Here is a 19868-nt window from a genome sequence, read left to right on the forward strand (position 1 = left end):
CCGGGCTCAGCCGCCGGCGCGGGCGAGCTCGTCGTCGACGACGGACTCGTCGAGCTTCGTGAACACCGGGGCCGGCTTGCTGATGGGGGTGCCGACGACGACCGGGCGTGACTCCCAGCGGGGGAAGCCCGAGTAGTCGCCGGTGATGACCGGCCACGAGCGGCCCTCGTCCTCGGGGTCGAGGCCGGTGACCGTCTCGAGCCGGGGCATCGGGACGAGCTCGCCCTCGCCGCCGAGGACCCCGTGGACACGGTTGGCCGCGTGCGGGAGGAACGGCGCGAGGATCGTGTTGAGGTCGCTGACGCACTGGACGAGCGTGTGCAGCACCGTGGCCAGTCGCTCGCGCTGGTCCTCGCCCTTGAGCTTGAAGGGCTCGGTGCGCGACACGTAGGCGTTGACCTCGCCGACGACCCGCATGGCCTCGGCGATGGCCGCCTTCTGCCGGTGCCGCTCGAGCAGCCCTCCGACGGAGTCGAACCCGGCGAGAACCGTTGCTCGGACCTCCTCGTCGACGGGCTCGAGGGTGCCGGGCTGCGGTACCTCGCCGAAGTTCTTCGCGACCATCGCCGCGGTGCGCGAGACGAGGTTGCCCCATCCGGCGACGAGCTCGGAGTTGTTGCGCTGGACGAAGTCGCGCCAGGTGAAGTTGGAGTCCTGGCTCTCCGGGCCGGCCGCGCAGATGAAGTAGCGGATGCCGTCGGGCCCGTAGCGGTCCAGGACGTCGCGCACGAGGACCGTGTAGCCGCGCGAGGTGGAGAACTGCTTGCCCTCCATCGTCAGGTACTCGCTGGAGACGACCTCGGTCGGCAGGTTGAGCTCGCCGAACGTCCCGGGCTCGCCTCCACGAGAACCCTTCCCGGCGTAGCCGAGGAGCTCGGCCGGCCAGATCTGGCTGTGGAAGGTGATGTTGTCCTTGCCCATGAAGTAGTAGGTCAGGGCCTCGGGGTCGTTCCACCACTCGCGCCAGCGCTCGGGCTCGCCGAGCCGGCGCGCCCACTCGATCGAGGCCGACAGGTACCCGATGACGGCGTCGAACCAGACGTAGAGGCGCTTGGCGGGGTTGTCGACCCAGCCGTCGAGCGGCACCGGGATGCCCCAGTCGATGTCGCGGGTCATCGCGCGCGGCTTGATGTCGTCGAGGATGTTGAGGCTGAACTTGATGACGTTCGGCCGCCACGTGCCGGACGCGTCGCGGCCCTCGAGCCACTCGCGCAGCGCGTCCGCGAGCGCCGGCAGGTCGAGGAAGAAGTGCTGCGTCTCGACGAACTCCGGCGTCTCGCCGTTGATCTTGCTGCGCGGGTCGATGAGGTCCTCGGGCTCGAGCTGGTTGCCGCAGTTGTCGCACTGGTCCCCCCGCGCGTCGGGGTAGTGGCAGATGGGGCACTCGCCCTCGATGAAGCGGTCGGGCAGGGTCCGGCCGGTCGACGGCGAGATCGCCCCCTGCTGGGTGCGCTCGACCATGTACCCGTTGAGCCAGTTCTGCCGGAACAGCTCCTGCGCGACGGCGTAGTGGTTCGCGGTCGTCGTGCGCGTGTAGAGGTCGTAGGTGCAACCGAGGTCGGCGAGCTCGCCGGCGATGACCGCGTGGTTGCGGTCGACGAACTCCCGCGGCGTGACGCCGGCCTGGTCGGCGAGGACGAGGATCGGCGTCCCGTGCTCGTCGGAGCCGCTGACCATGAGCACGTCGTGCCCGGCCATCCGCATGTACCGGCTGAACACGTCGGAGGGCACGCCGAACCCGGCGACGTGGCCGAGGTGACGGGGCCCGTTGGCGTACGGCCAGGCGACGGCGGAGAGGACCTTCATGCCCCGAATCCTAGGCGTCGGCGCCCCGGCGTCCGCGCCGACCACCGTGCGAGCGGGGCCGGTGTCACCGCGTCCACTCGTAGGGCGTCGTCGTCGTGACCCGCACGAGCCCGGACCGCTCGAGGATCGGCCGCGAGTACTCGGTCGAGTCGCTGTGCAGCACCGTCTTCCCCAGGCGCAGGGCCGAGCGGGCGCGGACGGCGGTCAGCGCCCGGTAGATGCCACGGCCCCGGTACGCGGGGAGCGTGGCGCCGCCCCAGACCCCGGCGACGTCGGTCCCCGGCACGGGCTCGAGCCGACCGGAGCTGACGACCAGCCCGTCGGCCTCGGCCACCCACAGCTCCATGTCGGGGTCGCGCGCGAGCCGGAAGAGCAGGTCGTCGGCCCGCCGTGTCGAGACGGGGTCGCCGAAGGCCTCGTCGGCGGCGGCGCTCATCCGGCGCACCTCGGCCTCGCCGGTCACCCGGCGCAGCGTCACTCCGTCGGGCAGGGGGACCTCGACGGCGAGGCCGGCGGCGGGGCCCATCATCACGGACTCGACCTCGCCCGGCACGAAGCCGTGCGCGAGCAGCGCCTCGTGCAGCCCGGGCGCGACGTCGTGGCCGCGGGTCTTCCACTCGACGTCGACGACGGCCGGGTCGGCGCGGAAGTGCTCGAGCGCCTCGCCGACCCAGGCACGCACGGTCGCCGCGTCGGCGCCCCCGAGGTCGCGGTAGCTGACGAACCCGCGACCCCCCGGGAACGTCGCGAGCCGCAGCGGGCCGCGCCGCTCCACCGAGACCGCGCCGGGGGTCTCGGCGTCGGTGCGCAGCTGGTCGTCGTAGACGCGCAGCAGCGCGGCCGGGTCGGTGTCCATGCCGCGATCCTCCCCCGCGGCCGTCGAGCAGGCCACCGAGTTCATGGCCGGCTACACCGCAGTAAGGGTCGCCGCAGCGACGCGTACTGCGGTGTAGCCCGCGACCGGGAGGGTCCGGCGGGTCCGAGCCACCGGGTTTCCGCTGCTCGGGGCTCGACGGAAATCGTTGGCGCGCTGCGGCATCGGCCTGCCAGGCTCCTCCACGGCCCGGACGGTCCGGGCCGCCATGACGCACACGACAGGACAAGGAGGTGCGTCACCGATGGAGAAGATCACCCCACGGCTCGTCAGCTGGGCCTCGCTGCTCGAGCCCTCGACCCTCGAGCAGGCCGAGCGCACCTCGCGCCTGCCCTTCGTCTTCCCGCACCTCGCGCTCATGCCGGACGCCCACCTGGGCCTCGGCGCGACGGTGGGCTCGGTCATCCCGACCGAGCGGGCCGTCGTGCCGGCCGCGGTCGGTGTCGACATCGGCTGCGGGATGATCGCCGTCCGCACCCAGCTGACGCGCGAGGACCTGGTCGGCCGCGACCTCGCGCCGCTGCGGCGGAGCATCGAGCGGGCCGTCCCGCTGTCGGCGGGCGCCGCGAACCGCACGGTCGTCGCGACCGCGCAGCCGCGGGTCGCCGAGCTCGAGGCGCTCGCCGCCGAGGCCGCGTTCGACCCGGACGCGCGCGCCGGCCGCTGGCGGCTGCAGCTGGGCTCGCTCGGCTCCGGCAACCACTTCATCGAGGTCAGCCTCGACGAGCAGGACCGGGTCTGGGCCTTCCTGCACTCCGGGTCGCGGGGCGTCGGCAACAAGATCGCGCAGCACCACATCGCGGTCGCCCGGCGCCTCATGGAGAAGTTCTGGATCGAGCTGCCCGACCGGGACCTCGCGTACCTCGTCGAGGACACCCCGGAGTTCTGGTCCTACCTGCGGGAGCTGCGGTGGGCGCAGCACTACGCGCTGCTCAACCGCGAGGAGATGATGGACCGGGTCCTGCGCCAGGTGGCGGAGTTCACGGGCACCGACCTCGTCGAGCACGAGCGGGTCAACTGCCACCACAACTTCACCCAGCAGGAGGAGCACTGGGGCCGGACGCTGTGGGTCACCCGCAAGGGCGCCATCGAGGCCCGGGAGGGCCAGCCCGGCCTGGTCCCGGGGTCGATGGGGACCCGGTCGTACGTCGTCGAAGGGCTCGGTGACCGGATGTCGCTCTGTTCCGCGCCGCACGGCGCGGGACGGGCGTACTCGCGGTCGGCGGCCCGGCGTCGGTTCACGCCGGAGGAGCTGCGGGCCGCGATGGCCGGCATCGAGTACCGCGACACCGACGCGTTCCTCGACGAGATCCCCGCGGCGTACAAGGACATCGACGCGGTGATGGCGGACGCCGCCGACCTGGTCCGGGTCCGGCACACGCTGCGGCAGCTCGTCAACGTCAAGGGCGACTGACGCGGGGCCAGGCCTCCCCGGCCCCGAGCCCGCACCCGGCTACACCGCAGGACGTGTCGTCACAGCGACACGTCCTGCGGTGTAGCGCGCGACGGGGAGGGCCCGGTGGGTCCGGGGGCGCCGGAACCGCCGGGGCTACCCTGACGTCGGAGCAGCGCTGTTCCCACCCGGGTGGCCCCGGTCGCCCCCACGCCGAAGGAGGACGCCGTGCTGGCTGCCCTCACCGGGACGGGCCTGTCGGCCGCCGCCGGCCTCAACGCCTACATCCCCTTCCTGGTCGTCGCCCTCGTCGCGCGCTTCACCGACCTGATCGTCCTGCCCGCGGGCTACGAGTGGATGACGAGCGGCTGGGCCATCGGCGTCGGCTCGCTGCTGCTCCTCGCCGAGGTCGTCCTCGACAAGATCCCGGCCGTCGACACCGTCAACGACGCGATCCAGACCTTCATCCGCCCGAGCGTGGGCGGGCTGATCTTCTCGGCGACGAGCGCGGCGTCCGAGATCGACCGGTCGACGTGGATGGCCGACCACCCGTGGGTCGGCGTCGTGCTCGGCGTCGCCGTCGCCGGGCTGGTCCACACCGGGAAGATGGCCGCCCGCCCGGTGGTCAACGGCGCCACCGTCGGGCTCGGCGCCCCGGTCGTCTCGACCGTCGAGGACGGCGCGTCGATCGGCCTGTCGGTCGTCGCGATCCTCGCGCCGGTCTTCGTCGTCGTCGCCCTCGGCCTGCTCGCCTGGCTGCTCGTGTGGATGTGGCTGCGGGTCCGCGAGTGGCGACGGTCCCGGCGCCCTCCGACCTACGCCGGCCCCTGAGCCGGGCTCAGCCGCGGTCAGCCCTCCGGGGCCGGCGGGACCTCGGGGGTCGGCAGGTCGGGGCGCTCCCCCGCGGCCGGCGGGGCCCACGTGCTGGCGGAGCCCCACGCCCCGAAGGCCAGGTCGACGGCCCCGGTGCCGGTGACGATGGCGCGCACCAGCTCGGCGCTGCCGTCGGCCGCCACGTAGAGCCGGGCCCCGGTGCGGGCCTCCCCGAGCCGCCACACCGCTCGCCCGTCGAGGTCGAGCGGCACGACGGTGCGGGTGCTGGCGCCGAGGCGGGCCACCGCCGGCGCGTCGAGCAGCCCGGTGAGGAGGGCGCGCAGCGCCTCGCCGCCCGCGCTCGCGGCGAGCGCGGCGTCGACCGGCACCCAGCGCCCGACGCGGGACGCTGCCGCGGAGCGCGGGACCAGGGCGCGCCACCACTCCTCGTCACCGGCCAGCCAGTGCGCCCCGTCGACGGTGAGGACGGCCCCGACGCCCCGCCCGCGGGCGGCCCGGACGAGCCGCTGGTCGGTGCCGTCGGCCGCGCCCTCGAGCGCGACGCGCACGATCGCCGTCCCGGCTCCGAGAGAGCCGACGACCCGGGCGGAGTCGGCCGACAGCGCGGAGGTGCGCACGTCGGCGAGCACCTTCGACTCGGTGGGCGGGGGCGCCTGCGGCGTCGGGGTCGGGGCCGCGGACGTGGGCTGCTCCAGCCGCAGCCCCGCGCACCCGCCGAGCACGCCCGTCCCGGCGAGCGCGAGCGCCGAGCGCCGCGTCACCACCGACCACTCCCCTCGTGTCACCGCTCCCCCCGCTCCGCTCACCGGTCGTGCAGCGCCCGCACGAGGAGGGGGACGGCCGAGCGCAGGAACGGCTCGCGCTCCGCGGCGGGCATCCGCACCGCCGTGACGAGCAGGCCCTCGACCGCCGCGACGACGACGACCGCGTCCTCGGCGGGGGACGCCTTGCCGGCCAGGACCCCCATCCGCTCGACCGTGCCGAGGAGGCCGCGGCGCCACCGCCCGAACACCTCGACGAGGTCGGGCTGGCGGGCGGCCTCGAGCGACAGCTCGGCCTGGGCGCGCACGAGCGCCGGCTCGCGGACCCAGCCGACGGTCAGGTCGGTCACCGCGGCGGAGACGGCGTCGGCGTCCCCCGCGCAGTCGGCGAGCTCCTCCCCCAGCTCCTCGACGCGGCGCTCCAGCGTGCCGCCGACGTGCTCGGCGAGGGCGACGAGGAGGGCCACCCGGGTGCGCAGGTAGGCCGAGCAGGTGCCCTCCGGCAGACCCGCCCGGCGGTCGACGGCCCGGTGGGTGAGACCGCGCAGACCGCTCTCGGAGACGACGTCGACGGCGGCGGCGAGCAGCTCGGCGCGGCGGCCGGTCGGCACGGCGGGGCGACCGGGCGGGGGCGTCGCGGCGGTGGGGGTCATCGGCGTCATTGTGCCTCCCGCCACCCGGTCGCCGAGGACGCGGGAACAACGGCTTGCCCCCGCACCTTCTACATCAGTAGAATCGTCTACAGACGTAGAAGGAAAGGACACCACCATGGGAACCCTCACCGGCCTCTCGGTCATCGCCACCACGCTCCTCTGGACGAGCCTCGTGCTCGGGGTCGTCGTCGTCGGGCTCACCCTCGCCGTCGTCCTGCCCGCCCTCGGCCGCACCCGTGAGGACCGCCGACGGCGCCACCTGGGCATCCCGGCCTACTACGGCCTGGCCGCCGCCCACTGACCCACCCCGACGCGGAGGGCCCCCGACCACGTGGTCGGGGGCCCTCCGCGCGTGCGGGCCGAGGTCAGGGCGTGACGACCTTGGAGGCCGGCGGCGCGGAGAAGGTGTCGACGTCGTCCCAGCTGTCGAAGGTGAGCTCGCCGGCGTCCTTGCCGCCGACGACGATCTTCACGAGGCGCTCGGTCTTCGGGTCCACCCAGATCTCGCTGCCCGAGCCGTCCGAGGCGACCCAGACCTCCTTGCCGTCCTCGGTACGCGTCTCGACCTCGCTCGTCAGCTTCTCGAGGGTCGAGAGCTCGCTCTCCTCGAACATCTGGTCCAGCAGCGCGCCCAGCGTGAGGTCGCCGAACTGCTTGGCGTCGGAGCCGGAGATCGCGACGTACTTGCCGACGAGCAGCTTGGCCGCCGAGGCGTCGCCGGTCTGCTCGGTCCAGAAGGCCTTGTCGGCCGACATGTAGTACTTCTTCTTGACGGTGAGGATCTCGGCGGTGCCCTTGCCGATGCCGATGGTCGTCTTCTGGTTCGAGCCGTCGGCCTGCCCCTCGATCTCGAGGGCGACCGTCTCGCCGCCCTGCGTGACCTTGCCGTCGAGGTGGCCGGACTTCGCGGCGAGGGAGGCGGTGCGGACCTTGGTGTAGAGCTCGCCCATCGAGGGCTGCTCCGGCTCCGAGGGGGCCGACGTCGTGGGGGCCGAGGAGCTCGCGGCGGCGGAGGCCGCCGTCGTCGAGGCGTCGGTGGAGGAGCCGCCGCAGCCCGCGAGGGCGAGCGCGACGACGGAGGCGGTGGCCAGGCCGGCGGCGGCGCGGCGGGCAGGACGGATCGAGGACATGCGAAGAACCTTCGGGGTGCGAGCCGTCGGAGGGGACGGCGGTCGTGGCGGCCCGCCCCACGCGGGCGAGCGGCGTCACTGTATCCGGCACGCGGGTCGGCGCCCGTCACGAACTGCGGGAACTCGCAGGGAGCCGGCGTCCAGCGACCTCCCAGCGACCGTGCAGGCCCGCGCGCGGGGAGGAGACCTACGCTGGCCCGCATGCCGCGCCGCCACCTCACCGAGACCTGGCTGGTGCTCGGTGTCTCCCTCGGGTCCTCCGCGATCTACGCGCTCCTGCGCATCGTCGACCGCCTGACCCGCCCCGAGGCGCTCTCGCAGCAGACCGCCGCGATGAACACCTCGGTCACCCCCGACCGGCCCTGGCTCGACGTCACCTACCAGCTCGTCGGCATCGGCCTCGCGCTCGTCCCGGTGCTGCTGGCCCTCCACCTGCTGCGGCGCGACGACCCCGACGAGCCGCACACGATGGGGTTCGACCTGCGGCGGCCCGCCCAGGACCTGTGGCGCGGGGCGGCGCTCGCGGCCGTCGTCGGCATCCCGGGTCTCGGGCTCTACCTCGTCGCGAAGGCGGTCGGGGTCAACACGACCGTGGCCGCCGCCAACCTCGTCGGGGCCGCGTGGTTCACCGTGCCGCTGCTCGTGCTCGCCGCCGCCCAGAACGCCGTGCTCGAGGAGACGATCATGGTCGGCTACCTCTTCCGCCGGTGGGGGCAGGCCGGCTGGGGCACCTGGCGGGTCATCGTCACCTCCGCCGTCATCCGCGGCAGCTACCACCTGTACCAGGGCTTCGGCGGCTTCGTCGGCAACGTCGTCATGGGCCTGCTCTTCGGCTGGCTCTACGCGCGGACCAAGCGCGTCATGCCGCTCGTCGTCGCGCACACGATCCTCGACGTCGTCGCGTTCGTCGGGTACGCCCTCGTCAAGCCTCACGTCTCCTGGCTCTGACGCGCCACCCCGCACACGCAGGAGCTCCCGCGGCGCGCACGAGGTCGTGCGTGCCGCGGGAGCTCCCGGGAGACCTCAGCCGCGCAGGGCCGCGCGCAGGTCCTTGTTGAGCGTGGAGATGACGTCCTGCGGGATGCCCTTGGGGCAGGCCTGCGAGCAGGCACCGACGTTGGTGCAGCCGCCGAAGCCCTCCTCGTCGTGCTGGTCGACCATCGAGACGACGCGGGCCATCCGCTCCGGCTGCCCCTGGGGCAGCTCGGAGAGGTGGGTGACCTTGGCGCCCATGAAGAGCATCGCCGAGGCGTTCGGGCAGGCCGCGACGCAGGCGCCGCACCCGATGCACTCGGCCGCCATGAACGCGCGGTCGGCCGCCGGCTTCGGGACCGGGGTCGCGTGGGCGTCGGGGGCCGCGCCCGTGTTGACCGAGACGTAGCCGCCGGCCTGGATGATCCGGTCGAACGCGCCGCGGTCGACGACGAGGTCCTTGATGACCGGGAAGGCGTTGGCCCGCCACGGCTCGATCGTGATGACCTCGCCGTCGCGGAAGCTGCGCATGTGCAGCTGGCAGGTCGTCGTCTTCTCGGGGCCGTGCGCCTCGCCGGAGATCATGAGCCCGCACATGCCGCAGATGCCCTCGCGGCAGTCGGAGTCGAACGCGATGGGCTCCTCGCCCTTGGCGTTGAGCTGCTCGTTGAGGACGTCGAGCATCTCGAGGAAGCTCATGTCCGGGCTGATGTCGCTGACCTTGTAGGTCATCAGCTCCCCCGTGTGCCGGGGCCCGGCCTGGCGCCAGATCTTGAGGGTCAAATTCACTTGTAGCTCCGCTGCTTGAGTTCGATCGCTTCGTACACGAGGTCCTCCTTGTGCAGGACCGGCTGCTGCATCTCGCCCAGCGCGTCCCCGCCGCCGAACTCCCACGCGGCGACGTAGAGGAACTCGTCGTCGTGGCGCAGGGCCTCGCCGTCCTCGGTCTGGCTCTCCGCCCGGAAGTGGCCGCCGCACGACTCGCGCCGGTGCAGGGCGTCGATGCACATGAGCTCGCCGAGCTCGAGGAAGTCGGCGACGCGGCCGGCCTTCTCGAGGCTCTGGTTGAGCGTGTCGCCCGAGCCGAGGACCCGGACGTTGCGCCAGAACTCCTCGCGCAGGCCGCGGATGAGGTCGATGGCCTTGAGCAGGCCCTCCTCGCTCCGCTCCATCCCGCAGTACTCCCACATGATGTTGCCGAGCTCGCGGTGGAAGGAGTCGACGCTGCGCTCGCCGCGGATCTCGAGGAGCCGCTTCGTGCGCTGCTCGACCGAGGTGCGGGCCTCGACGACCTGCGGGTGCTCCTGCGTCAGCTTGTCGAACGGCCCCTTCGCGAGGTAGTCGCGGATGGTGTTCGGCAGGACGAAGTAGCCGTCCGCCAGCCCCTGCATGAGGGCCGAGGCACCGAGGCGGTTCGCGCCGTGGTCGGAGAAGTTGGCCTCGCCGATGACGAAGAGGCCGGGGATCGTCGACTGGAGGTCGTAGTCGACCCAGAGGCCACCCATGACGTAGTGGACCGCCGGGTAGATGCGCATCGGCGTCTCGTACGGGTTCTCGCCCGTGATCCGGGCGTACATGTCGAAGAGGTTGCCATACTTCGACTCCACCGCGTCCCGGCCGAGGCGCTGGATGGCGTCGGCGAAGTCGAGGTAGACCCCGCGCCGGAAGTCGCCGACCATCGGGCCGACGCCGCGGCCCTCGTCGCAGACGTTCTTCGCCTGGCGGGAGGCGATGTCGCGCGGGACGAGGTTGCCGAACGAGGGGTAGATCCGCTCCAGGTAGTAGTCGCGGTCCTCCTCGGCGATGTCGCGCGGGTCCTTGTCGCAGTCCTCGCGGTTCTTCGGCACCCAGATGCGGCCGTCGTTGCGCAGGGACTCCGACATGAGGGTCAGCTTCGACTGGTGCTCGCCGGAGACCGGGATGCACGTCGGGTGGATCTGCGTGTAGCAGGGGTTGGCCATGTAGGCGCCCTTGCGGTGCGCGCGCCACGTGGCGGTGACGTTGCTGCCCATCGCGTTCGTCGAGAGGAAGAAGACGTTGCCGTAGCCGCCGGAGCCGAGGACGACCGCGTCGGCGAGGTGGGTCTCGATCTCGCCGGTGACGAGGTCGCGGACGATGATGCCGCGGGCGCGGCCGTCGACGACGACGACCTCGAGCATCTCGTGGCGGGTGAACTGCTCGACGGTGCCGGCGGCGACCTGCCGCTCGAGCGCCTGGTAGGCGCCGATGAGCAGCTGCTGGCCGGTCTGGCCGCGGGCGTAGAACGTGCGGGAGACCTGGACCCCGCCGAAGGAGCGGTTGTCGAGGAGGCCGCCGTACTCGCGGGCGAACGGGACGCCCTGCGCGACGCACTGGTCGATGATGTTCGCGCTCACCTCGGCGAGGCGGTAGACGTTGGTCTCGCGGGAGCGGTAGTCGCCGCCCTTGACCGTGTCGTAGAAGAGGCGGAAGACGGAGTCGCCGTCCTCCTTGTAGTTCTTCGCCGCGTTGATGCCACCCTGGGCGGCGATCGAGTGCGCCCGGCGCGGGGAGTCCTGGAAGCAGAACACCTTGACGTTGTAGCCGGCCTCGCCGAGGGTCGCGGCGGCCGACCCGCCCGCGAGCCCGGTGCCGACGATGATGACGTCGAGCTTGCGGCGGTTGGCCGGGTTGACGAGGGAGGCCTCGAACTGGCGCTGGCGCCACTTGCCGGCGATGGGGCCGGCGGGGGCCTTGCTGTCGGCGACGGGCTCGCCCTCGCGGTACAGGCCGTGGGCGATGCCGGCGTTGACGGTGGTCTCGGTCATCGGTCAGTGCCTCACTTGATCAGGCCGAAGAGGATGGACAGGGGCGGGATCAGGAACCCGACGACGATCACCGCGGCGACGACGTGGCCGATGGTCTTGGCGCGGCGGTAGGCGTGCGGGGTGGCGGTCCAGCCGAGGGTCTGCTGCGCGCTGAACGTGCCGTGCGAGAGGTGGAAGGCGAGCGCCACCATCGCGAGCACGTAGATGAGCGTGTTCCACGGGACCTGGAAGCTCGCGACGACGAGCTCGTAGGGGTTGTTCTGGATCGAGGCGCCTTGCTTGTCGCCGTTGACCGAGAACTTGAGGATCGTGAACTGCAGCAGGTGCCACACGAGGAAGAGGAGCAGGAAGACCCCGCCCCAGCGCATCCACGCGGTGCGCATCGCGGTCTTGACGGCCGCGTACTTGGTGCGGCGGGCGTTGCCGGCCCGGCTCCACAGCGTGAAGGCCGCGTACGCGTGGCCGACGAGGCTGAGGATCAGCACGACGCGGATGACCCAGAGCAGGCCGGCGTACGGGAGCATCGGCTCGCCGAGGGTGCGCAGGTGCTCGGCGTAGGTGTTGAACGACTCCTCACCGCCGAGCGCCTTGAGGTTGCCGTACATGTGCAGGAGCACGTACCCGATGAACACCAGGCCGGTCCCCGCCATGAGGATCTTCAGGCCGATGGTGGTGCGCCGGGCCGTCGCTGCAGGTCGCGAGGATGTCTTGGTGGCCACGAACGGAAACCCTATCCCCGGCCTCCGACGGGATCGAGCGGTGTCGAGGGTGGGACGGTGTGAGATGCGCCCGGTTACCCCGAGGTAGACCGGGCCCCGCGGCGGCCTCAGATGCGCCGGGCGGCGACCGCGGCGTCGTAGAGGACCTTCTTCGACAGCCCCGTGGCGGAGGCGACCTCGGCGCACGCGTCCTTGAGCCGCTCACCGGCGGCGGCGCGGGCGACGACCTCGGCCACGGCGTCCTCGAGGCTCGCCGACGGTCCGCTCGCCCCCGCGACGACGACCGTGATCTCCCCGCGCGCGTGCTCCTCCGCCCACCCCGCGAGCTCGGCCAGGCCGCCGCGGCGGACCTCCTCGTAGGTCTTGGTCAGCTCGCGGCAGACGGCCGCGGGCCGCTCGCCGCCGAACGCCTCGGCCATCGCCGCCAGGGCGCGGGCGAGGCGGTGCGGCGCCTCGAAGAAGACCATCGTGCGCGGTTCGGCGGCGAGCGCGGCGAGGGCGCGGGCGCGCTCGCCCTCCTTGCGGGGCAGGAACCCCTCGAAGCAGAAGCGGTCGACCGGCAGCCCCGACACCGCGAGCGCCGTGAGGACGGCCGAGGGTCCCGGGACGGCCGTGACGCGGACGCCGGCCTCGACGGCGGCGGCCACGAGCCGGTAGCCGGGGTCGGAGACGGACGGCATCCCCGCGTCGGTGACGACGAGGACGCGTGCGCCGGCGACCAGCTCGGGGACGAGGTCGGCCGCCCGGCCCGACTCGTTGTGCTCGTGGAAGGAGAGGACCCGGCCGGCCGGGGTGACGTCGAGCTCGGCGCACAGCCGACGCAGCCGGCGGGTGTCCTCGGCGGCGACGACGTCGGCGGTGGCCAGCTCCTCGCGCAGGCGCGGGGCCGCGTCGCGGGGGTCGCCGATCGGGGTGGCCGCGAGGACGAGGACGCCGGCGCTCATCCCGCGAGTCTCCCACGCTGCCGGGAACCCGCAGGCCACCCACCTACGATGTGCCGGTGACCCGGACCGAGGAGCTGCGCCACCGCCTGCTCGGGTACCGGCCCACCGACGTCCTCTGGGGCTGGCTCGGCCCGGGGCTCATCGCCCTCGTCGGCGGCCTGCTGCGGTTCTGGCGGCTCGACCGGCCCCAGGCCCTCGTCTTCGACGAGACGTACTACGTCAAGCAGGGCTGGTCGATGGTCCGCTACGGCGTCGAGATGCACACGCTGCGCTCGCTGCAGAAGCCGGACGTGCCCTTCGCGCAGGGCAACCCGGACGTGTTCTCGTCGACCGAGGGCGACTACGTCGTCCACCCACCGGTCGGCAAGTGGGTCATCGGAGCCGGCGAGTGGCTGCTCGGCGCCGACAACGGCTGGGGCTGGCGGTTCTCGGTCGCGCTGCTCGGGACGCTGTCGATCCTCGTCGTGGGGCGGGTCGCGCGGCGGATGTTCGGGTCGACCGCGCTCGGGTGCGTCGCCGCGTTCCTCCTCGCGTTCGAGGGCCTGCACTTCGTGATGTCGCGCACCGGCATCCTCGACATCGTCGTCATGTTCTTCGCCCTCTGCGCGTTCGGGGCGCTGCTCGTCGACCGCGACCGCAGCCGCGAGGTGCTCGCGACGAAGGTCGGGGCGCTGGCCCGCGGCGAGTGGCCGCGCGGCGGCGGCCCGTGGCTCGGCTGGCGGCCGTGGCGCTGGGTCGCCGGGGTGTCGCTCGGGCTGTGCACCGGCACGAAGATCTCGGGGCTGTTCTTCATCGCCGCGTTCGGCCTCATGACGGTCTGGTGGGACATGGGCGCGCGCCGGACCGCGGGGGTGCGGCACTGGGCCCGGGGCGCGCTGCTCGTCGACGCGCCGTTCGCGGTGGTCCAGACGGTCGTGACGGCGGCGGCGGTCTACCTCGTCTCGTGGACCGGCTGGTTCGCCACGAGTGTCGGCTACAACCGGCAGTGGGCGGAGGCGAACCCCGGGCAGGGCGTCCAGTGGCTCCCGCCGGCGCTGCGCAGCCTCGTCGACTACCACCGCCAGCAGTTCGACTTCAACACCACGTTGAGCAGCCCCCACCCGTACCAGTCGAACCCGTGGTCGTGGATGGTCCAGACGCGACCGACGTCCTTCTACTACGAGAGCCCGACCCGCGGTGTCGACGGCTGCACGGTCGACCAGTGCTCGCAGGCCATCAACCCGATCGGGACGATCTCGGTGTGGTGGCTCGGCATCCTCGCGCTGCTCGTCGTCCTCTGGTGGTGGCTCGTGCGCCGCGACTGGCGGGCCGGGGCCATCGCCGCGGGGATGGCCGGGGGCTACCTGCCGTGGTTCCTCTTCCAGGACCGGACGATCTTCACCTTCTACGCGGTCGCCTTCGAGCCCTACGTCGTGCTCGCCGTCACCTTCCTCCTCGGGCTGTGGGTGGGGCGGCGCGCCCCCGACCCCGTGCGCTGGCGGACGCGGGTGCTCGTCGTCGGCGGCTACCTCCTGCTGACCCTCGCGCTCTTCGCGTTCTTCCACCCGGTGTACGTCGCCGACACCATCCCGTACGAGCACTGGCACTGGCGGATGTGGTTCCCCAGCTGGATCTGAGCGCCGGCGCCGGCGTCGACGGGGCTGTCAGGGGCCCGGCGTAGGTTGCCGCCATGTTCCTCCTCGGCGACGACCAGCGGCTCGTGCTCAGCGCGAGCGACCTGCGCACGGCGTCGCAGTGCGAGTTCGCCCTCGTCGTGGGGCTCGACGTCGTCCGCGGGCAGCGCGAGGCCGTCGAGGACCCCGACGACGCGATGCTGCGCCGCGTCTCCCAGCTCGGCGACCAGCACGAGAACGCCGAGCTGCGGCGGCTGCACGCCCTGCACCGCGGGCGGGTGCGGCAGCTGCCGTCGCCGGCGTATACGCCGGCCGGGCTGGCTGCCGCGATGGACGCCACGCTCGAGGCGCTGGCCTCCGACGCCGCCGTGCTGTCGCAGGCCACGCTGTTCGACGGCTCGTTCGTCGGGCGCGCCGACTTCCTCGAGCGCAGCGACGCCGGATGGGTCGTCAGCGACACCAAGCTGGCCCGCCACGAGAACGTCCCCGCACTGCTGCAGGTCGCGGCCTACGCGGCGCTGCTCGAGGGGGCCGGCGTCCCGGTCGCACCGGTCGCCCGGCTGGTGCTCGGCGACGGCGAGGTGCGCGACGTGCCGCTCGGCGACGTGCTGTCGGTCTACCGGGTCCGGCGGGCTCGCCTCGAGCAGCTGCTCACCGACCACCTCGCCGGCGACGGCCCGGCACGGTGGGGCGACGAGCGCTGGCTGGCGTGCGGGCGGTGCGCCACGTGCACCCCCGAGGTCGAGGCCTCACGCGACCTGCTGCTCGTCGCCGGGATGCGGGGTCCGACCCGGGCCCGCCTGCACGAGGCCGGCGTCCACACGGTCGAGGAGCTCGCGACGCGGACCGAGCCGGTGCCCGACGTCCGGCCGCCGCAGCTCGAGCGGCTCGTCGCCCAAGCGCGGCTGCAGCTGCGCCAGGACGCCGACCCCGAGGGCGCCGTGTCGTACGAGCTCGTCGACACCGAGGCCCTGCGCCGGATGCCCCCACCCGATCCCGGTGACGTGTTCTTCGACTTCGAGGGCGACCCGCTGTGGCACGAGCGCGGCTCGGCCGACTGGGGGCTGGAGTACCTCTTCGGGATGGTCGAGGTCGACACCGGCGAACAGGAGTTCCGACCCTTCTGGGCGCACGACCGGGCCGGCGAGAAGCAGGCGCTCATCGACTTCGTGCAGCACGTGACGCAGCGCCGGCGCCGCTTCCCCGGCCTGCACGTCTACCACTACGCCCCGTACGAGACCTCGGCGCTGCTGCGGCTCGCCGCGCGGCACGGGGTCTGCGAGGACGAGGTCGACCAGCTCCTGCGCGACGGCGTGTTCGTCGACCTCTACGCCGTCGTCCGGGCCGCGCTGCGCGTCTCGCAGCGCTCGTACTCGATCAAGAAGCTCGAGCCGCTCTACATGGACGAGCGCGAGGAGGACGTCCAGGGCGGCGCCGAGAGCATCGTGGCGTACCACGAGTACGAGCAGGCGCTCGTCGACGGACGCCTCGACGAGGCCGCGCAGCGTCTGAAGTCCATCGCCGACTACAACGAGAAGGACTGCGAGTCCACCTACCTCCTGCGCGAGTGGCTGCTGGCCCGCCGGCGCGAGGTGTGGGGTGACGCCCCGACCCCGCCCCCGGAGCAGGTCGAGGAGGCGCCGGTGAGCGACCGGCGGCGGGCCGCCCTCGAGCTGGAGGCCGCGGTGCGGGCGCACGTCGACGGCGTCGTGGCCGCGGACCGGTCCGCCGAGCAGCAGGGGGTCGCGCTCGTCGGCTCCGCCGTGCTCTTCCACGCCCGGGAGGACAAGCCGAAGTGGCAGGAGCACTTCGAGCGCCTGCGGCTGCCCATCAGCGAGTGGCGTTCCGCGGAGGGCGTGTTCGTCGTCGACGACGTCGAGGTCGTCGACGACTGGCACCGACCGCCGCGCGCCCGCAAGGCCCGGCGTCGGCTGCGGCTGCACGGCGAGCCGACGCGCAACCTCCCGCTGCCGGTCGGCGCCAAGGTCGCGGCCGTGTACGCGACCCCGACCCCCGAGGGTGTCACCGCCGGGGTCCACGACGCGCACGGCGCGAGCGGCTCCGGCCTGACCGTCTGCGCCGCCGAGGACTCGCTCACCGCGTCCGGGTGGGTGCGCCAGGTGCTCGAGGTCGAGGAGACCCAGCCGGGGCCGTCGCCGCACGAGGTCGGCCCCGTGGCCCTCGTCCCCAGCGACCACGTGATGACGGCGAGCATCGACGACGCGCTCGCCGAGGTCGCCGAGCGGGTGCGTCCCGACGGTCGCCTCCCCACCTCGGCCGGCGCCGACCTCCTGCTGCGCCGCCCGCCGCGGCTGCGCGGCGGCGCCCCCCTGCCCGTCGCCGACGGGCCCGGCGGCTACGTCGACGCCATCACCACCGCGCTGCGGCAGATGGACGACTCCTGCCTCGCGGTCCAGGGGCCACCCGGGACCGGCAAGACCTACGTCGGGTCGCACGTCATCGCCCGGCTCGTCGCGCAGGGCTGGGCCGTCGGGGTCACCGCCCAGAGCCACGCCGCCGTCGAGAACGTGCTGACGACACTCGTCGCGTCCGCGGGGGTACCGGCCGACCAGGTCGGCAAGGCGGGTGCCCGGTCGGCCGACCCGCCGTGGACCGCCCTGGAGAAGGCCGACGACCTCGCCCGCTTCGCGGCCGAGCACCGCGCCGCCGGGCGCGGGTACGTCGTCGGCGGCACGGCCTGGGACCTCACCAACACCAAGCGCGTCGGTCGCGGCGAGCTCGACCTCCTCGTCATCGACGAGGCCGGGCAGTTCTCCCTGGCGAAGGCGCTCGCCGTGTCGGTGGCGGCGCAGCGCCTGCTGCTCCTCGGCGACCCGCAGCAGCTGCCCGGTGTCACGACGGGCGTCCACGCCGAGCCCGTCGACACCGCCGCCCTCGTCTGGCTCGCCGGCGGGGCCTCGGTCCTGCCCGCCGAGCTCGGGTACTTCCTCGCGACGACCTGGCGGATGCATCCCGCGCTCACCGCGCGCGTCTCCGACCTCGCCTACGAGGGGCGGCTCGTCTCGAACGCCGAGGTGACGGCCGGTCGGGTCCTCGAGGGGGTCGAGCCCGGCCTGCACGTGCGCCTCGTCGAGCACCGCGACAACTCGACGCACTCGCCCGAGGAGGCCGACGCCGTCGTCGACCTCGTCCGCGACCTCCTCGGCCGGGAGTGGACCGACCCCGGGGCCCGCGACGCCGACGGCACCCCCGTCGGCTCCCGACCGCTGGCCCAGCACGACGTCGTCGTCATCACGCCGTACAACGCGCAGGTCACCCTGCTGCGCCGGGTCCTCGACGACGCCGGCCTGCCCGACGTCGCCGTCGGCACGGTCGACCGCTTCCAGGGGCAGGAGGCCGCCGTCGCCATCCTGTCGATGGCCGCGTCGTCGCACTCCGACGTCTCCCGCGGGATGGGGTTCCTCCTCGACCGGCACCGGCTCAACGTCGCGGTCTCGCGCGGGCAGCACTCGGCCTTCGTCGTCCGCTCCCGCGTGCTCACGGACTTCTCGCCGCGCAGCGCCGACGAGCTCGTCGCGCTCGGAGCCTTCCTCCGCCTGTGCGAGGCCGCGGTCACGACCCGGACCGTGGGGGCGCCGCAGCCGGTCGCCTGAGCACGTCCGAGGCCGGCCTCCTACTCGCCGGTGCGCCCGTCGATGCACTCGCGCAGCAGGTCGGCGTGGCCGTTGTGCCGGGCGTACTCCTCGACGAGGTGGACGAGCACGTCGCGCACCGCCAGCTCCTCGTCGCGCCGGGTGACCGTCGAGCCGAGGTCCTCCGGGGCGAGGGTGTCGAGCCACGCGTCGGCGGCCTCGATCTCGTGCTGCCAGGCGGCGAACGAGTCCTCGACCATGGCGGGGTCGCCCGTCGCGCTCGTCAGCTCGAAGTCCGGGTCGTCGTCGTCCGCGTAGAGCGGGTCGGGCACCTCGAGCTGCTGCAGCACGTGCCGGAACCAGTACTGCTCGACGACGGCCAGGTGCCGGACGAGTCCGAGCAGGCTGAGGCTGCTCGGCGGGACCGACCGGCGCGCGAGCCGCTCGGCGTCGAGCCCCTCGCACTTGAGCCGGAGGGTGAGGCGGTGGAAGGTCAGGTAGTGGCGCAGCACGGCCAGCTCCTCGACCGGCGTGCCGACGGGGCGGGGGTCGGACGCGGGGTCGCTCCACATGTCGCTCATGCCGCCCACCCAACCCGGGCGGGCGACGAGCGGCAACCACATTCCCCGGGAACGACGAAGGACCCGGCGGACAAGCGTGCCGGGTCCTTCGTCATCGGTGGAGCTGAGGGGACCCCGCGCCGCTCCCGAATCCCCACTCCACTCGAGAGAAGGGCCGGCTGGCGCCGGCCCTTCTCTCGAGTGGAGCTGAGGGGATTCGAACCCCTGGCCTTCTCATTGCGAAGGCCTCCGGGGTCTTCGTCGCCAGTGGTCACGTGCTCAGCGGGGTCGTGGTTCGTCTGGTCCGGGTGCCTTCGCTGCAAGGTCGGGGGTACACGGGGGGTACACGAATCGGACCCTCGATGACCACTCCGAGCCAGCGACCCGATAGCGGAGCAGGTCGCTCGACGCAGTGGGCGTGTCCAGGGTGGCCGGAGGCCATCACGCAGTGACGCGAAGCGCCCTTGACGCGTCCCGGAGTCGAGCGGACAGTGACGCGTCGGGTTGGTGGCGACTGGCGAGCTGACCGCGCCTGGTTCCCGAGTAGATGGTCGGGGCCTGCGGTTCGCCGCCGCGCCCGGAACGGCCGGCAGGCCGCATGCCCGGCACGGCGGCGGGCCGTAGGCCCGCGCGCCGGAGGCGCGCCTTGAACCAGTAAGGAAAGTTCTCACGGCACACCGGGCGACCTGCTGGATCTTCACTCACATGCCGATGAGCGCGTACCGCCATCGCCCTGTGCCGCGGGCTACTCCGCAGCGGACAGGCTGAGGTCGCCCAGCGCCTCCCTCGCTAGGTTGTGCCAATGGGCGCAGCGCGTGTTGTCGACCGGCCGAGCGCACGCTTGGGGCTGCTCCAGGTCTGTACCGCCGGCGTGCTGTGGGGCACCGGTGGTCTCGTGGTTACCGTCCTGCACGACCGTGATCGCTTGGGGGCGATGACGGTCAGCGCCTGGCGAATGGCACTAGGGGCAGCAGCCCTGATTGCCTTCGCGATGCTGACGGGCCGATCGCGCGTGGCCCTACAGACGATGCGCACCCATCCGGGGCTAGCGACTGCAGTGGGGGTCGGCACGGCTATGTACCAGGGTCTGTACTTCGTGTCGGTGCTCCTCGTCGGGGTCAGCATCTCCACCGTGGTCTCGCTGGGCCTTGCCCCAGTCCTGGCTGCCACGTGGGAACACCTGTCTCTTATACACATCTCCGAGCCCACGAGACGGACTCCTATCTCGTA

Annotated in this window: 17 protein-coding genes; 7 read left to right on the plus strand and 10 right to left on the minus strand. The window is 73.0% G+C overall.

Translation table 11 applies throughout. The annotated features are described in order from the left end of the window. Positions 1–6: 6 nt before the first annotated feature. Both metG and IG69_RS0114680 read right to left on the minus strand, forming a co-directional pair. Positions 7–1806, minus strand: coding sequence for a methionine--tRNA ligase (metG, locus tag IG69_RS0114675; protein WP_030528924.1), 1800 nt, complete (start codon positions 1804–1806; stop codon positions 7–9). A 64-nt stretch (positions 1807–1870) separates the two neighbouring features. Continuing rightward, positions 1871–2662, minus strand: a complete 792-nt coding sequence (locus IG69_RS0114680; RefSeq protein WP_030528925.1) for a GNAT family N-acetyltransferase — start codon at positions 2660–2662, stop codon at positions 1871–1873. A 262-nt stretch (positions 2663–2924) separates the two neighbouring features. Here IG69_RS0114680 and IG69_RS0114685 point away from each other — a divergent pair, with 262 nt between their 5' ends. Then, complete coding sequence (locus tag IG69_RS0114685) at positions 2925–4094, plus strand: RtcB family protein (RefSeq protein WP_030528926.1); 1170 nt, start codon at positions 2925–2927, stop codon at positions 4092–4094. Between the two features lie 207 nt (positions 4095–4301). Beyond that, positions 4302–4904: a DUF4126 domain-containing protein gene (locus IG69_RS0114690; RefSeq protein WP_030528927.1), complete on the plus strand. Its 603-nt coding sequence runs from the start codon at positions 4302–4304 to the stop codon at positions 4902–4904. 17 nt (positions 4905–4921) lie between these two features. On the opposite strand, the gene IG69_RS0114695 is transcribed toward IG69_RS0114690, so the two are convergent. Together IG69_RS0114695 and IG69_RS0114700 are read right to left on the minus strand one after the other, a co-directional pair. Beyond that, entirely contained in the window at positions 4922–5671 is a 750-nt protein-coding gene (locus IG69_RS0114695; protein ID WP_030528928.1) for a hypothetical protein, read from the minus strand. Positions 5672–5709: 38 nt separating this feature from the next. Beyond that, positions 5710–6321, minus strand: coding sequence for a TetR/AcrR family transcriptional regulator (locus IG69_RS0114700; protein WP_051750600.1), 612 nt, complete (start codon positions 6319–6321; stop codon positions 5710–5712). Between the two features lie 115 nt (positions 6322–6436). Here IG69_RS0114700 and IG69_RS0114705 point away from each other — a divergent pair, with 115 nt between their 5' ends. Further along, a complete protein-coding gene (locus tag IG69_RS0114705; RefSeq protein ID WP_030528930.1) occupies positions 6437–6622 on the plus strand; it encodes a hypothetical protein in 186 nt (61 codons plus the stop codon). 64 nt (positions 6623–6686) lie between these two features. On the opposite strand, the gene IG69_RS20380 is transcribed toward IG69_RS0114705, so the two are convergent. Next, entirely contained in the window at positions 6687–7451 is a 765-nt protein-coding gene (locus IG69_RS20380; protein WP_036830224.1) for a hypothetical protein, read from the minus strand. A 201-nt stretch (positions 7452–7652) separates the two neighbouring features. On the opposite strand from IG69_RS20380, the gene IG69_RS0114715 reads away from it, so the two are divergent. Then, positions 7653–8399 (plus strand): CPBP family intramembrane glutamic endopeptidase, encoded by a 747-nt coding sequence (locus IG69_RS0114715; RefSeq protein ID WP_030528931.1) that lies wholly within the window; start codon positions 7653–7655, stop codon positions 8397–8399. A 75-nt stretch (positions 8400–8474) separates the two neighbouring features. Here the strand turns inward: IG69_RS0114715 and IG69_RS0114720 are convergent, their stop codons facing one another. From IG69_RS0114720 to rsmI, 4 genes are all read right to left on the minus strand, one after another. Further along, positions 8475–9212 carry a succinate dehydrogenase/fumarate reductase iron-sulfur subunit gene (locus IG69_RS0114720; RefSeq protein ID WP_030528932.1) on the minus strand — a complete coding sequence of 246 codons (738 nt, stop codon included), beginning with the start codon at positions 9210–9212 and terminating at the stop codon, positions 8475–8477. Further along, complete coding sequence (locus tag IG69_RS0114725) at positions 9209–11209, minus strand: fumarate reductase/succinate dehydrogenase flavoprotein subunit (protein ID WP_030528933.1); 2001 nt, start codon at positions 11207–11209, stop codon at positions 9209–9211. Before IG69_RS0114725 ends, IG69_RS0114720 begins: the two co-directional genes overlap by 4 nt. 11 nt (positions 11210–11220) lie before the next feature. Beyond that, a complete protein-coding gene (locus IG69_RS0114730) occupies positions 11221–11928 on the minus strand; it encodes a succinate dehydrogenase cytochrome b subunit (RefSeq protein ID WP_030528934.1) in 708 nt (235 codons plus the stop codon). Positions 11929–12035: 107 nt separating this feature from the next. Then, positions 12036–12872 (minus strand): 16S rRNA (cytidine(1402)-2'-O)-methyltransferase, encoded by an 837-nt coding sequence (rsmI, locus tag IG69_RS0114735; RefSeq protein ID WP_030528935.1) that lies wholly within the window; start codon positions 12870–12872, stop codon positions 12036–12038. A 56-nt stretch (positions 12873–12928) separates the two neighbouring features. Between rsmI and IG69_RS0114740 the strand changes: the two genes are divergently transcribed. Beyond that, positions 12929–14488, plus strand: coding sequence for a dolichyl-phosphate-mannose--protein mannosyltransferase (locus IG69_RS0114740; protein ID WP_030528936.1), 1560 nt, complete (start codon positions 12929–12931; stop codon positions 14486–14488). A 53-nt stretch (positions 14489–14541) separates the two neighbouring features. Then, complete coding sequence (locus tag IG69_RS0114745) at positions 14542–18099, plus strand: TM0106 family RecB-like putative nuclease (RefSeq protein WP_030528937.1); 3558 nt, start codon at positions 14542–14544, stop codon at positions 18097–18099. A 20-nt stretch (positions 18100–18119) separates the two neighbouring features. On the opposite strand, the gene IG69_RS0114750 is transcribed toward IG69_RS0114745, so the two are convergent. Beyond that, entirely contained in the window at positions 18120–18659 is a 540-nt protein-coding gene (locus tag IG69_RS0114750; RefSeq protein WP_030528938.1) for a DinB family protein, read from the minus strand. Between the two features lie 781 nt (positions 18660–19440). Here IG69_RS0114750 and IG69_RS0114755 point away from each other — a divergent pair. Next, positions 19441–19868: DMT family transporter (locus IG69_RS0114755; protein ID WP_030528939.1), on the plus strand; the 428-nt coding region annotated here is incomplete at its 3' end.

This window comes from Phycicoccus jejuensis, assembly GCF_000720925.1.
GTDB classification, from domain to species: Bacteria; Actinomycetota; Actinomycetes; order Actinomycetales; family Dermatophilaceae; genus Phycicoccus; species Phycicoccus jejuensis.

Coding starts and splice junctions, on each gene's coding strand:
- metG (WP_030528924.1), bottom strand. CDS start 1,806: ATGAAGGTCCTCTCCGCCGTCGCCTGGCCGTACGCCAACGGGCCCCGT.
- IG69_RS0114680 (WP_030528925.1), bottom strand. CDS start 2,662: ATGGACACCGACCCGGCCGCGCTGCTGCGCGTCTACGACGACCAGCTG.
- IG69_RS0114685 (WP_030528926.1), top strand. CDS start 2,925: ATGGAGAAGATCACCCCACGGCTCGTCAGCTGGGCCTCGCTGCTCGAG.
- IG69_RS0114700 (WP_051750600.1), bottom strand. CDS start 6,321: ATGACCCCCACCGCCGCGACGCCCCCGCCCGGTCGCCCCGCCGTGCCG.
- IG69_RS0114705 (WP_030528930.1), top strand. CDS start 6,437: ATGGGAACCCTCACCGGCCTCTCGGTCATCGCCACCACGCTCCTCTGG.
- IG69_RS20380 (WP_036830224.1), bottom strand. CDS start 7,451: ATGTCCTCGATCCGTCCTGCCCGCCGCGCCGCCGCCGGCCTGGCCACC.
- IG69_RS0114715 (WP_030528931.1), top strand. CDS start 7,653: ATGCCGCGCCGCCACCTCACCGAGACCTGGCTGGTGCTCGGTGTCTCC.
- IG69_RS0114725 (WP_030528933.1), bottom strand. CDS start 11,209: ATGACCGAGACCACCGTCAACGCCGGCATCGCCCACGGCCTGTACCGC.
- rsmI (WP_030528935.1), bottom strand. CDS start 12,872: ATGAGCGCCGGCGTCCTCGTCCTCGCGGCCACCCCGATCGGCGACCCC.
- IG69_RS0114745 (WP_030528937.1), top strand. CDS start 14,542: ATGTTCCTCCTCGGCGACGACCAGCGGCTCGTGCTCAGCGCGAGCGAC.
- IG69_RS0114750 (WP_030528938.1), bottom strand. CDS start 18,659: ATGAGCGACATGTGGAGCGACCCCGCGTCCGACCCCCGCCCCGTCGGC.